The 12,967-nt window shown below is 71.7% G+C and carries 10 protein-coding genes, 2 tRNA genes and 1 riboswitch; of the genes, 6 read left to right on the top strand and 6 right to left on the bottom strand.

Going from position 1 to position 12,967, the window contains the following annotated elements; translation table 11 throughout:
- Nucleotides 1-64 precede the first annotated feature (64 nt).
- Nucleotides 65-137: transfer RNA gene (locus tag OG485_RS21305), tRNA-Lys, on the top strand.
- Between the two features lie 58 nt (nt 138-195).
- Here OG485_RS21305 and OG485_RS21300 read toward each other — a convergent pair.
- Together OG485_RS21300 and OG485_RS21295 are read right to left on the bottom strand one after the other, a co-directional pair.
- On the bottom strand, nt 196-849 hold the full coding sequence (locus tag OG485_RS21300) for a GTP cyclohydrolase II (RefSeq protein ID WP_328669958.1): 654 nt from the start codon (nt 847-849) through the stop codon (nt 196-198).
- Nucleotides 850-981: 132 nt separating this feature from the next.
- On the bottom strand, nt 982-1,491 hold the full coding sequence (locus tag OG485_RS21295) for a MarR family winged helix-turn-helix transcriptional regulator (RefSeq protein ID WP_328669956.1): 510 nt from the start codon (nt 1,489-1,491) through the stop codon (nt 982-984).
- A gap of 81 nt (nt 1,492-1,572) precedes the next feature.
- Here OG485_RS21295 and OG485_RS21290 point away from each other — a divergent pair, with 81 nt between their 5' ends.
- The 5 genes from OG485_RS21290 to OG485_RS21270 all read left to right on the top strand — a co-directional run bounded on the left by OG485_RS21290 (nt 1,573) and on the right by OG485_RS21270 (nt 6,970).
- Complete coding sequence (locus OG485_RS21290; protein WP_328669955.1) at nt 1,573-2,715, top strand: dihydrofolate reductase family protein; 1,143 nt, start codon at nt 1,573-1,575, stop codon at nt 2,713-2,715.
- A gap of 106 nt (nt 2,716-2,821) precedes the next feature.
- A tRNA-Met gene (locus tag OG485_RS21285) sits at nt 2,822-2,895 on the top strand.
- Between the two features lie 422 nt (nt 2,896-3,317).
- Nucleotides 3,318-4,379, top strand: a complete 1,062-nt coding sequence (locus tag OG485_RS21280; protein WP_328669952.1) for a PP2C family protein-serine/threonine phosphatase — start codon at nt 3,318-3,320, stop codon at nt 4,377-4,379.
- 306 nt (nt 4,380-4,685) lie between these two features.
- Nucleotides 4,686-4,842: riboswitch (cyclic di-AMP (ydaO/yuaA leader) on the top strand.
- 10 nt (nt 4,843-4,852) lie between these two features.
- On the top strand, nt 4,853-5,887 hold the full coding sequence (locus OG485_RS21275) for a M23 family metallopeptidase (RefSeq protein WP_328669950.1): 1,035 nt from the start codon (nt 4,853-4,855) through the stop codon (nt 5,885-5,887).
- A 138-nt stretch (nt 5,888-6,025) separates the two neighbouring features.
- On the top strand, nt 6,026-6,970 hold the full coding sequence (locus OG485_RS21270) for an aldo/keto reductase (protein WP_328669947.1): 945 nt from the start codon (nt 6,026-6,028) through the stop codon (nt 6,968-6,970).
- Nucleotides 6,971-7,078: 108 nt separating this feature from the next.
- Here OG485_RS21270 and OG485_RS21265 read toward each other — a convergent pair whose 3' ends face one another.
- From OG485_RS21265 to OG485_RS21250, 4 genes are all read right to left on the bottom strand, one after another.
- The gene (locus OG485_RS21265; RefSeq protein WP_328669945.1) at nt 7,079-8,425 is read right to left on the bottom strand and encodes a PrsW family intramembrane metalloprotease; all 1,347 of its coding nucleotides are present in this window, start codon (nt 8,423-8,425) and stop codon (nt 7,079-7,081) included.
- Between the two features lie 87 nt (nt 8,426-8,512).
- The gene (gene trmB / locus OG485_RS21260; protein ID WP_328669943.1) at nt 8,513-9,349 is read right to left on the bottom strand and encodes a tRNA (guanosine(46)-N7)-methyltransferase TrmB; all 837 of its coding nucleotides are present in this window, start codon (nt 9,347-9,349) and stop codon (nt 8,513-8,515) included.
- A 201-nt stretch (nt 9,350-9,550) separates the two neighbouring features.
- Complete coding sequence (gene lhgO, locus OG485_RS21255; RefSeq protein WP_328669941.1) at nt 9,551-10,756, bottom strand: L-2-hydroxyglutarate oxidase; 1,206 nt, start codon at nt 10,754-10,756, stop codon at nt 9,551-9,553.
- Between the two features lie 161 nt (nt 10,757-10,917).
- Nucleotides 10,918-12,339 (bottom strand): MFS transporter, encoded by a 1,422-nt coding sequence (locus tag OG485_RS21250; protein ID WP_328669939.1) that lies wholly within the window; start codon nt 12,337-12,339, stop codon nt 10,918-10,920.
- Between the last annotated feature and the right edge of the window lie 628 nt (nt 12,340-12,967).

Below are 12,967 nucleotides of genomic sequence, written 5' to 3'. Positions count from 1 at the left end.
CCCGCTATGCTCGGGGATGCGTCGGCGCGAGCCGGTGCGCCGTGTCGGTGTTTTCCCGGTGCGGGGACCCTTAGCTCAATTGGCAGAGCAGTGGACTTTTAATCCATTGGTTGTGGGTTCGAGTCCCACAGGGTCTACGGAAGAGCCCCCGGCTCAGAGCGATCTGAGCCGGGGGCTTGTTTCGTTCGAGGGCTGTCAGCCGGCCGTGAGTCCCGTGAGTTCCGTGCGCTCCGTGAGTTCCTGCAGCGGCAGCGTGTGCTGGGTCTGGAGGACCTTGGCGCGCAGGTAGCGGACGTTGTGGGCGGTGGTGAAGACGCCCGTCGGGACACGGTGGGAGACCGTGATGCCGAGCTCGCGGAGCTGTTCGGCCTTGTCCGGGTTGTTGGAGAGCAGGTCCAGGGAGTCGATGCCGAGGGCCCGGAGCATCTGGGCGGCCGCCGTGTAGTCGCGGTCGTCCTCGGGCAGACCGAGGGCCGCGTTGGCGGCGTAGGTGTCCAGGCCCTGGTCCTGGAGGGCGTACGCGTCGAGCTTGTTGTAGAGGCCGATGCCGCGGCCCTCCTGGCGCAGGTACAGCAGGACGCCGCCGCGGTCCGCGATCTGTTCCACCGCCTCGCGCAGCTGGGGTCCGCAGTCGCAGCGGGCCGAGCCGAACACGTCGCCGGTCAGGCACTCGGAGTGCAGTCGCACCAGCGGGTTCGGGCCGGGCTCGCCGAGGACGACGGCCAGGTGTTCCTTGCCGTCGAGGAGGCCGTGGAAGGTCACGAGCTGGGCGTCGACGGAGTAGCCGTCGCCGAAGCGCAGGGGTACGCGGACGCGGGTGCGCACGGTGGCGGTGGGGTGGTCGCGCATGGGGTCTCTCCGTCCGGCGGGTTCGTACGGGACTGTGCTTCAGATTTGAAGCACAGCCACGGAACGAGACACTACATCTGCTTCAAACTTCAAGCAATGGGGTTCACGCCCCCCTCGACTGCATCGAGCGCCTCACGAGGAGCAGGAACGCCGCCGCCAGGGCAGATCTTCCCCGGACGAACCGGAGTTCCCGCCCTGGATCGCCCGGGTGATGGTTCCGCAGATCTCGTCCAGCTGCCGCACCTGCTCGGGGGTCAGATGGTCGAAGATCGCCGTCCGCACCGTCTCGACGTGCCCCGGTGCGACCCGCTCCAGGAGGGCCGTGCCCTCGTCGGTGAGGACGGCCATGTGCCCGCGCCTGTCGGTGGGGCAGCCCTCCCGGCGTACGGTGCCGTCCTTCTCCAGCCGGGTCACGGCGTATGTCAGACGGCTGCGGGTGATCTTCTGGGCCTCGGCGAGGTCGGTCATCCGCAGCCTCCGCTCCGGCGCCTCGGACAACTTGGCCAGGATGGAGTAGTAAAGGTGGGGCATCCCCGCCTCCGCCTGGAGCCGGCGGTCGATGGCGTCCTCCAGGAGGGAGCTCGCGGAGAGGTACGAGCGCCAGGCGTGCTGTTCGGCGGCGGTCAGCCAGCGGGTCGTCATGAGACCAGTCTAGGTATTGTTTAAAACTTGAACCACTGCGCTCGAACTCACCGCGCGCGTGCGACCGGAGGAAGCGTTCCGATGCCCCGTCCCTACGTCCTGCTGTCCGCCGCCGTCTCCCTCGACGGCTTCCTGGACGACACCGGCCCCGAGCGGCTGCTGCTCTCGGGCCCGGCCGACTTCGACCGGGTCGACGAGGTGCGGGCCTCCAGCGACGCGATCCTGGTGGGCGCCGGCACCCTGCGCACGGACAATCCGCGGCTCCTGGTCAACTCCGCCGAACGGCGTGCGGCCCGTGTCGCCGGCGGCCGTCCCGAATACCCCCTGAAGGTCACCGTCAGCGGTTCCGGTGAGCTCGACCCGGGGGCCCAGTTCTGGCACACGGGCGGCGAGAAGATCGTCTACACGACGGACGAGGGCGCGCTGCGGGCGTCCGCCCTGCTGAAGGGGATCGTCGGCGTGGACGTCGTCCCGACCGGACCCGCACTCGACTGGCGTGTGCTCCTGGAACACCTTCACGACGTACGGGGGGTGCGCCGCCTCATGGTCGAAGGGGGCGGCAAGGTCCACACCCAGCTCGTGCGCGAGGAACTCGCCGACGAGCTCCAGCTCGCCGTCGCCCCGCTCTTCGTCGGGCAGCCGGACGCGCCGCGGCTGTTCGGGACCGGGGAGTACCCCGTGGGCCGGATGCGGCTGGTGGAGACGCGGCCCGTCGGCGACGTCGTGCTCATCCGCTACGTCCCCACCGCGCCCGGCACCGGCTCGCTCGCCTCCGCCGCGGACCGGCGGTGGCTGGAGCTCGCCTGTGAGCTGGCGGAGCTGTGCCCGCCCTCGAAGACCGCCTTCAGCGTGGGCGCCGTCGTGGTCGCGGCCGACGGGACCGAGCTGGCCCGGGGCCACTCCCGCGAGGGCGGCGATCCCGTCGTGCACGCCGAGGAGGCCGCCCTCGCCAAGATCGACCCGGCCGATCCCCGGCTGGCCGCCGCCACCGTCTACAGCAGCCTGGAACCGTGCGCCCACCGTGCCTCCCGGCCCGCTCCGTGCGCCCGGCTCATCCTGGACGCCGGTGTGCGACGGGTCGTCACCGCCTGGCGCGAGCCCGACACGTTCGTCAGGGACGCCGACGGGAACGGGCTCCTCGCCGCCGCGGGCGCCCAGGTCGCCGTCCTGCCCGAGTACGCGGACCGCGCCAAGGCCCCCAACCGGCATCTGGCGGCCGGGTAGAAGCCGGAGAGGAGCCGGGGAGAAGCCGGGTGCCGGCGCCGCTGGAGGGGCGCGTTTAAACGGGTGTGCTTCGGGTCCCGCGGATGGCGTACACTGGTTTCAACGACGCGGGGTGGAGCAGCTCGGTAGCTCGCTGGGCTCATAACCCAGAGGTCGCAGGTTCAAATCCTGTCCCCGCTACTGAAGGCCAAGGGCCGGAACTCGGATTCACGAGTTCCGGCCCTTGGTGTTTGCCCCCACCGGTTCCGCCGGCCGCTCCGGGCTCCTTTCCGGCCTTCTTCCGGCTTCTTCCGCCTCCTTCCGCTGCCTTTCGGCCGCTTTCGCCTTCTTCCGGCCGTGGTTCCCCGGAGCCGGTCCCGGTTCGCGCGGTGCTTCGGGCCGGTCCAGGTCCGCTCCGGCAGGCGGTGTCCTCCCCCGGTCGGGCCACACCGGTCGCCCGCCGCCCCCGTACCGGGTCTTCTGGACGGGTGGCGGGGCAGCCGGCAGGTGAGTGGCGGACCGGACGGCCCCGTGACCGGGCCGACCGGCTGTCCCGCGGTGTCCGCGGGTCCGGGAGCGTCCCACCGCCCGGTCCGGCGGCGGGAGCGCAGCCGCGCGGGATCGTGTACGCACGCGCCTTCGTCCGGATCCTGCCCGTGCTGTTCGTCGCCGCCGGGGTCGTCTACGACTACCTCACCCCGTCGGAATTCACCGCGACCCCCCTGTTCGCGGCCGCGCCCCTGGTCGCCGCACCTCTCCATTCGCTGCGCGGAACCGTTCTCACCGGCGTCCTCGCCGTCGGCGCCGTGCTCATCACCCACTTTGTCCTCGGCATCGTCCTTCAGGTCGACGCGGTCACCGAGGTGGTCACCGTGGCGATGGCCGCGGTACTCGCCGTCCTCATCAACACGGTCGTCCGGCGCGGCGACGAACGGCTCGCCTCCGTCCGGGAGATCGCCGAGTTCGCGCAGCGTGCCGTGCTGCCCGAGCCCGAGGCGCGGATCGCCGGACTGGAGGTCGCGGCCCGGTACGAGGCAGCGCAGGAGGACGCGTTCATCGGCGGGGATCTGTACGCCGTGCAGGACTCCCCGCACGGTGTACGGCTGGTCGTCGGGGACGTACGGGGGAAGGGGATGACCGCGGTGGCCACCGTCGCGACGGTGGTCGGGGCGTTCCGGGAGGCGGCCGAGCAGGAGGCGACCCTGGAGGGCGTCGCGGAGCGCCTGGAGCGGGCGCTGACGCGCGCGGGCACCCGGCGCGACAGCGTCGACGCGGCCGAGGGGTTCACGACCGCGGTCCTCGCCGAGATCCCGCACGGCGAGGACGTCGTACGCGTCGTCAACCGCGGCCACCCGCCGCCCCTGTTGCTGCATCCCGACGGCACGCTCCGCACCCTCACCGCCGAGTCCTTCGCGCTGCCGCTCGGGATGAGTGAACTGGGAAGCCTGCCCGCCCCGACGGTGCGGGAGGGATTTCCGCGCGGGACGACGCTGCTGCTGCACACCGACGGACTGTCCGAGGCCCGTGACGCGCGGGGGGAGTTCTTCGACCCGGCCGCCTGGCTGGCCGGACGGGTCTTTCCCTGCCCCGACACGCTGCTGACCGCCCTCTTCGAGGCGGCCCGCCTGCACACGGGCGGCGCGCTGACGGACGACATGGCGCTGCTCGCCGTCCGGCGCCCGTGACGGGTGCTCGCCGAGGGGAGCCGCGCGTTGTCCGGGAGGTCTTTCACCCCCTGGGCGACGGCTTTTCCGGGCTCGGTCACGAGCGGTGACCGGGCGGTGCCCCTCCGCGTAGCATCTGACTTACCGTCAGGAAAACCCGTGTCGACACCATGCGGTCAACTCGCCCGTTTTTCATCGCTCATGACCCCAAAGTCCTGGCCAAGAGCCGTTAATGATCAGTCGGAACGGCTTGGAATTCGGTGCCTGGGTCTATTAACGTTCGATAACGCAGCGCGGTCGTCACAACCGTCACAAGAGGCGGCTCCGTGCGCGCACGCGCCGAATCCCGTAAGGGAACCGGGGAACCAACTCGTGGGGTGAATCGAGCGTATTCCGCCGTGGAAGCACGGTGGCCGTACGCGCGTAGGAGACCTTCCTGCTCCGAACCCGTCAGCTAACCCGGTAGGCGGCAAGGAAGGAAAGGAGTGCGCCAGGTGGCGTCCAACCGGCCCGCTCAGCCAACCTCGTTCGCGCCGAACGAAACACACACCTTCGGCTACGGCAAGGACGAGGGACCCTGGGAGGAGTGGAATCCCACCGCGGATTCCGTCGCTCCCGTCCGCGGCCGGCACCGCACGGGCAAGCAGCGCGGCGGAGGACTCGCCCGCAGCTCCACGGTTCTCGGCGTCGGCGTCATAGCCGCCGTCGGCGCGGGTGGTATCGCCAGCGCCGCTCCGGGCAAGCCGCCCGTCTCGATCTCGCTGCCCGACCTGTCGTCGGTCACCGATTCGGCCAAGGCCCTGATCTCGGACGGCGGATCCAGCACTCCCAAGGGCTCCACGACCCCGCTCACCAGCGCCGGTCTGACCACCGCCGACGAGGCCCAGGGCACCACCGACGCCGGTGAGGCACTGCGCGACCGCATCATGCAGCAGGCCCAGTCGCAGCAGAACCAGGCCGACACCGCCACGCAGCAGGCCGCCCAGACGGCCGCCGCGAAGAAGGCCGTCGACCTCGCCGCCAAGCAGCAGAACGAAGCCGAGGCCAAGGCCGACGCCGTGAAGGAGAAGGCGGAGGAGGCGGCCAAGGCGAAGGCCGAGCAGGAGCGCCTCGCCGAGCTCGCCAAGAGCTACTCGCTGCCGACGTCCTCGTACACGCTGACCTCGACCTTCGGCGAGGCCGGTGCCCTGTGGTCCTCCGGCTACCACACCGGACTCGACTTCGCGGCGCCCACCGGCACGCTCATCAAGGCGGTCCACAGCGGCACCATCACGGAGGCCGGCTGGGCCGGAGCGTACGGCTACCGCACGATCCTCACCCTCGACGACGGTACGGAGCTGTGGTTCTGCCACCAGTCGTCCATCAGCGTCAGCGTGGGCCAGAAGGTCGCCACCGGTGATGTCATCGGGCGCGTGGGTGCGACGGGCAATGTCACCGGGGCGCACCTGCACCTCGAAGTGCACCCCGGCGGCGCCGCCACCGGCATCGACCCGATGGCGTGGCTCCAGAGCAAGGGCCTCAACCCCTAACCCCTGATTTCCGATCTCCGGCAGCCCTGACGTCAACCCCCCCGACGTCAGGGCTGTCGGTCGTCCGGGCGCGGACGACGGCCCCCGGCCCAGGTGATTGCGGAATACATCCGTCCGGGACGGGTGTTGAGCCCGTACATGACTTCTCTTCGCAAGCTCGGTTCGTCCGACCTCGAGGTCTTCCCGCTCTCCCTCGGGGGCAACGTCTTCGGCTGGACGGCCGACGAGACCCGGTCCTTCGCCGTGCTCGACGCCTACGCGGCAGCCGGCGGCAACTTCCTCGACACGGCCGACTCCTACTCCGCCTGGATCGAGGGCAACGAGGGCGGCGAGTCCGAGACCATCATCGGCAAGTGGCTGAGGACCCGCGGCAACCGCGAGGACATCGTGGTCGCCACCAAGGTCAGCCAGCACCCCGCGTACCAGGGTCTGTCCGGTGCCAACATCAAGGCCGCGGCCGACGCGTCGCTGCGCCGCCTGGGCACCGACCACATCGACCTCTACTACACGCACTTCGACAAGCCGGACGTGCCGGTCGAAGAGATCATCGGTGCCCTCGACGAGCTGGTGACGGCCGGCAAGGTGCGGCACATAGCCGCCTCCAATATCTCTCCGGAGCGGCTGCGGGAGTCCCTGGAGTTCTCCGACCGCGAGGGCCTCGCGCGGTATGTCGCGCTCCAGCCGCACTACAACCTCGTCTCGCGCGACACCTACGAGGGCTCCCTGCTGGAGGTCGCCTCCCAGGCAGGTCTGGCCGCCGTCCCGTACTTCGCGCTCGCCTCCGGTTTCCTCACCGGCAAGTACCGCCCCGGCACGACGGTCGACTCGGCCCGGGCCGCGGGCGCGGCCAAGCACCTCGACACGGAACGCGGGCCGCTGGTCCTCGCCGCCCTCGACGAGATCGCCGCGGCCCACGGCGTCGCCGTCCCGACGGTCGCCCTCGCCTGGCTGGCCGCACAGCCGACGGTCGCCGCGCCCATCGCCTCCGCCCGCACCGTGGAGCAGCTCCCGGCCCTGCTGGGGGTCGCGGACCTGGTGCTGACGGACGAGGAACTCACGCGCTTGACGCAGGCGTCGGCGTAACGGCCGTAGCGCGGGCGCGCGGACCCGGGTACCCACCGGCCCGTGGCCCAGGTGCGGGGGACCGGACCGGTGGTGTCCACCGGCCGGTCCCGGGCCGGGCGTCGGGCCCTAGGAGCGGTACGGGTTGTACGCGGGATACGGGGCCGGCGCGGATGCCTGTGCCGGTGGGCCGTAGGGCCGGGCCGGCGGGGCGATGTAGCCGTACCCGGGGGCCGGCCAGGGCGGCGGCGCGGGCAGCGGTGCCGTGGCGCGGGCCGCGTAGGCGAGGGCCGGACGGGCGATCTCCCGGCGGCGCCACAGCTGGTCGAGCAACTCGCGCTCCCGCACGACGAAGTCGGCGCCCGCACGGCCCCGGCGCCCCCGGTGGCGCAGGAACGCCAGCGAGGTCGCGTACGCCTCGTACTCCGCCACCGAACGTGCCGCGCTCTTCCCGAAGTGGTGGCCGGCCCACTCGCGCGCGAGCTGCCGCGCCCGCATCGAGCCGAGGACCCACGGTTCGGCCGCGCCCAGCCAGCCGGCGGCGGTGTACACGGGCAGTTCGGCGCGCACGGTCCGCAGCTCGCGCTGCCGGGTCCAGACGACCAGCCAGGTCAGCAGCCCGAACGCGGGCACCATGAACGCCGCGTACACACCGAAGAACCCGAACCGGCCGAAGCCCGCCGAGCTGTTCCAGATCGCGTGCATGCCCATCGCGAGCAGCAGTCCGGTGAGGGGCAGCAGCACCCGGCGCGCGTGCTGGCGTTCGGCGGACAGCGCCGCGACGCCGAAGCCGAGGCCCGTCAGCACGGTGAACAGCGGATGCGCGAAGGGCGACATGACCACGCGGACGAAGAACGTCGCCGCGGTGACCGAGGCGAGCCCGCTCTCCCCGCTGAGCTGGTCGGTGCCGAACGCGGTGCCGAGATAGAGGATGTTCTCGGTGAAGGCGAAGCCGGTGGCGGTGACCCCGGCGATGACGACACCGTCGACGATCCCCGTGAAGTCCCGTCTGCGGAAGAGGAAGACGAGCAGGACGGCCGCCGCCTTCGCCGACTCCTCGACCACGGGCGCTATGACGGTCGCGCCGAGCGTGTCGGCGCCGGAGGGATCCGCGGTCGTCATGGCTATCCAGCGGGTCGCGAAGCTGTTGGCGACGATCGCGATGAGCGCGGCCGCGCAGGCGCCCCAGGCGAAGGAGAAGAACAGGTTGCGCCAGGGGCCCGGCTCGACCCGGTCCAGCCACCGGAAGGCGGCTATGAGCAGCGGCACGGGGAACACGGCCAGTCCGAGGCCGACCAGGAAGCCCTCGGTCCCGGTCTGTTCGCGGACGAGGGCGAGGATCACCAGACCCGACATCGCGAGCAGCGTGATCAGTGCTCCGTACCGCACCCAACCGCGCTGCCACCAATGTGGATGTCGCAGCGCGGGTCCGGCGGGGGCGCCGGGCCGGTTCGGGTACGACGGATGGATGGCCACGGCATTGACCCTAACGAGGGAGGGCGCGGCCCGCGACGGTAACCGGCGTCCCCGGGATCTCCCGGCGGACGCTGGCGGGTGTGCGGGTCAGTCGCCCGGGGTGTGCTGGTCTCGATGCTGTACGCGCCGGAAGAGGAGGTCGTTCACCACATGACCCTTGTCCAGTCCCTGGCCCTCGAAACGGGTCAGCGGCCGGAACTCGGGACGAGGCGCGAAACCGCCGTCCGGCCGGGTGTTCTCGAAGGCGGGGTGCGCGCTCAGCACTTCGAGCATCTGCTCGGCGTACGGCTCCCAGTCCGTCGCGCAGTGCACGAGCGCGCCCGGCGCGAGGCGGGTCGCGGCGAGATCCAGGAACTCGGGCTGGATCAGCCGCCGCTTGTGGTGCCGCTTCTTGGGCCAGGGGTCGGGGAAATAGACGCGCAGGCCGTTGAGGGAGGCGGGCGGCAGCATCTCGCGCAGCAGGATGATCGCGTCCCCGTTGGCGACGCGGATGTTGGTCAGGCTGTTCCGCTCGGCGAGATTGAGCAGGTTGCCCTGCCCCGGTGTGTGCACGTCCACGGCGAGGATCCCGGTCCCCTGGTCCTCGGCCGCCATCTGCGCGGTGGCCTCGCCCATGCCGAAGCCGATCTCCAGCACGACGGGCAGGTCCGCCCCGAACAGCTCCGCGAGGTCGAGCGTCCGCCGTCCGTCGATGTCCAGACCCCACTTGGGCCACAGCCGCTGCAACGCGTCGGCCTGTCCGGTCGTCACCCGGCTCCGGCGCGGCTGGAAACTCCGGATCCGCCGCTCGAAGTGCGAGCCGGCGGGATCCGCCTGCGGACCGTCGGGGAAGCGGGGTCCGCCCTTGGCGCGGTGGTGACGCGGCGAGCCGTCCTCGGCGGAGGCGGGCCGGGTCTCTTCGGTGGAGTCGAGGAATTCAGACACAGTGGGGTCGATTTTACGGGCGTCGTGCTGCGGGGCGGTCCGTCCGGCGGCGGGCGTCGTGCTGTGGGGCGGTCCGTCCGGCGGCGGGCGTCGTGCTGTGGGGCGGTCCGTCCGGCGGCGGGCGTCGTGCTGTGGGGCGGTCCGTTCCGGTGGCGGGTGCCGTGCAGTGGGGTGGTCCCGTCCCGGTGGCGGGTGGAGCGCTCAGACCGCCGCCAGCGCCGCCAGTGCCCGGCGGGCGACCTCGCGGCCGATCGGGAGGGAGGCGGTGGCCGCCGGGGACGGCGCGTTCAGTACGTGCACGGTCCTCGGGCCCTCCTTGATCAGGAAGTCGTCCACCAGGGTGCCGTCCCGCAGGACCGCCTGGGCGCGGACACCGGCGGGGGCGGGGACCAGATCCTCCGGGGTCACCGCGGGCAGCAGCCTCCGCACGGCCTCCGTGAACGCCGACTTCGACACCGAGCGGCGCAGCTCCCCGGCTCCGTAGCGCCAGTGCCGCCGCGCTATCCGCCAGGAACCCGGCCAGGACAGGGTCCCGCCCAGTTCACGGGGGCGGACCACCTTCCATCCGTATCCCTCACGGGCGAGCGCGGGCACCGCGTTGGGGCCGATGTGGACACCGCCGTCGATGCCCCGGGTGAGATGGACACCGAGGAACGGGAACGCGGGGTCCGGAACCGGGTACACCAGGCCCCGCACCAGCTCCGGCCGCGCCAGCGTGTAGTACTCGCCGCGGAAGGGGACGATCCGCATCCCGGGGTCGTCGCCCGTGAGCCGGGCCGTCTCGTCGCAGTGCAGCCCCGCGCAGTTGACCAGCACGCGGCCGCGGACGATCGTCCCGTCGGCCGTGCCCACGGCGACGCCGAGGTGGGGCCGGCGGTCGGCGCGCACGACCTGCGCCCCGTACCGGATCTCCGCCCCGGAGGCCTCCGCGAGCCGGCGGGCCACGGCCACGTAGTCGCAGATGCCCGTGGTGCCGACGTGGATGGCGGCGAGGCCACGGACCTCGGGTTCGTAGTCGGTGAGCTGGGTCGGGCCCAGTTCCTTGACCGGGATGCCGTTCTCCCGGCCGCGCTGCACCAGACCGTGCAGGCGGGGGAGCTCCGACTTCTCCGTCGCGACGATCAGCTTGCCGGTGACGGCGTGCGCGATGTCGTACTCCGCGCAGAACTTGACCATCTCGGCGGCACCCTGGACCGCGTACCGCGCCTTCAGGGAGCCGGGGCGGTAGTAGATCCCGCTGTGGATCACCCCGCTGTTGCGCCCGGTCTGGTGCCGGGCGGGTCCCTGCTCCTTCTCCAGCACCGTCACACGGGTGCCCGGTGCCGCCCGTGTGACGGCATACGCCGTCGACAGACCGACGATCCCCCCGCCGATCACCAGAACATCGCAGTCGTAGGCGCTCCGCATCCGCACCACCTCCCGGCCTCGATAGTGCACTGCGCCACTGACAATGCCCTCAAACCCGAGGACCGCGCCCCGCGTTTCCTTCCCGCCGCGGGACCGCGGGACCGCGGGACCGCGGCGCCCTGTCCGTCCCGAGTCGTCGGGCGTCCCCTCCGGAACCGGCCCTACGCCGGAGCCATCAGCAGAGGACGGGCCCGCTCCCGCAGCTCCACCACGCGCGGTTCGTCGCCGTAGGGCTCCAGCCGGTGCAGCAGGTCCTTCACGTACTCGGTGGTGCGAGCGGAGGAGATGCGCCCCGCGACCTCCACCGCTCGCACGCCCTGCTCGCACGCCGCGTCCAGGTTGCCGGACTCCAGTTCGGCGACCGCCGACACGACCAGGCGCAGTCCGTGCGAACGCACGAACTCCTCCGTCGGCTTCGACAGCGCCTGTTCGGTGAACCGGCGTACCTGGCGCGGTGCCTTCAGGTCGCGGTAGCACTCGGCGGCGTCGGCCGCGAAGCGGTCGTACCCGTAGAAGCCGAGCCAGGACGGGTCGTTGTCGCCGTCACGGGCCCGTTCCAGCCAGCCCTCGGCCGCCTTCAGCGCCGCGCCGGCCGCCTGGGCGTCACTCGCGCGCGCGTGGGCACGTGCCTCGACGAGCCGGAAGAAGCTCATGGTGCGGGCGGTGGCGAGACCGCGGTTGCGTTCCAGGGCGGCCTGGGCGAGGTCGACGCCCTCGTCGCCGAAGCCGCGGTAGGTCGCCTGGAGGGACATGGACGCCAGGACGTAGCCCCCGAGGGGTACGTCGGCGGCCGCGCGGGCCAGCCGCAGCGCCTGGATGTAGTAGCGCTGCGCGGCCTCCTGCTGGCCCGTGTCGAAGGCCATCCAGCCCGCGAGACGGGTGAGCTCCGCCGACGCGCCGAACAGCGCTCTGCCGACCTCGTCGGAGTACGAGCCGAGCAGCAGGGGTGCCGCCTCGACCCGCAGGCACTCCGGCACCATGGACGAACGCCAGTCACCGCCCCCGTACTTGGAGTCCCAGCGCCTGGCGTCCTCGGCCGCCTCGCGGAGCTTCAGCACATCGCTGTGGCCGACCTTCAGCGGCGCCCCGGAGCTGTCGCCCGGATTCACCTCGCGCGCCACCGAACTGTCGGCCGGGGTTATCAGCCAGCGTGAGGCGGGCGTCGCGTAGGCGCTCACGGCGAAGGAGCCCGCCAGCGACTGCCAGATGCCGCCGCCGGCCCGGCGCCCGGCGAGGTCGAGGCGGTACAGCTCCGTGGCCGACCGCACCGCCTGCCCGACGTCACGGGGGAAGGCGAGGCCCACCTCCGGCGCCGGATCCGCGTCCGCCAGGCCGATCTCGTGGAGCGGCACCGGACGGCCGAGCTTCTGGCCGATGGCGGCCGCGATGAGGTGCGGCGCGGCGCCCTGCGGCACCATGCCCTTCGACACCCAGCGCGCCACCGACGTCTTGTCGTAGCGAAGAGTCAACCCGCGTTGAGCGCCAAGATCGTTGACGCGACGCGCGAGTCCTGCGTTGCTGATTCCCGCGAGGGCGAGAACGGCGCCGAGTTTTTCGTTCGGCCCGCGTTGCTCCCTGGACATGCGCCACCCCTCGACACAGACGGCTGCCGCACTGGCATAACCACGCGGCATTCGTAAACCCAGCGTAGTTCGCCCGATCCCCAGCGTTAAGGGGCGTACGTCCGGTTGGCGGGATTGTGGTCCGTACGACTGTACGGACTGTCGCGGCGTGCTCCTGTTGTGTGGCTGTGCGCCCGTCCGTGCGCTCTTCTCCGGCCACGGTGGGGAGCGCTTCCATGGAACATGCGTGGGTCGGCCCGCTGTACTGGATCCAGTGGGCTGGGGGACACCGCCGCCTACATCCCCGCGGGCGGCGGACCGGTCCGGGGGGCGAACTCCGCCTCCCGGACTGTGCGTTGCCGAACCGCTGCGCAAGGCCTGTACGGAGCGTGTCCGCGACCGTCCGCCTCTCACCGATTTGGCCGAAAACCGATGACCTCCCCTGAGGGCAATCAGGGCTCCCACCACGTGAGTTGAGGGCGCGAAGGGCGTCCTGAGGGAGCGTATCGGGGGCGCATTCACGTCGACCCTTCGGGGGTGGGGTCCGGGCGACTGCCGGACGGGGGCGCCTCGTTGGCCGGGGTCGTGACCGGGGCTGTTGGCCGGGGTCGTTCGGTGGCGGTCCCGTGGCGATCCGGAGCGGGTTTTC

The organism is Streptomyces sp. NBC_00328 (assembly GCF_036139655.1).
Taxonomy (GTDB): Bacteria; Actinomycetota; Actinomycetes; order Streptomycetales; family Streptomycetaceae; genus Streptomyces.
This window is presented reverse-complemented; position numbering and strand designations above follow the sequence as displayed.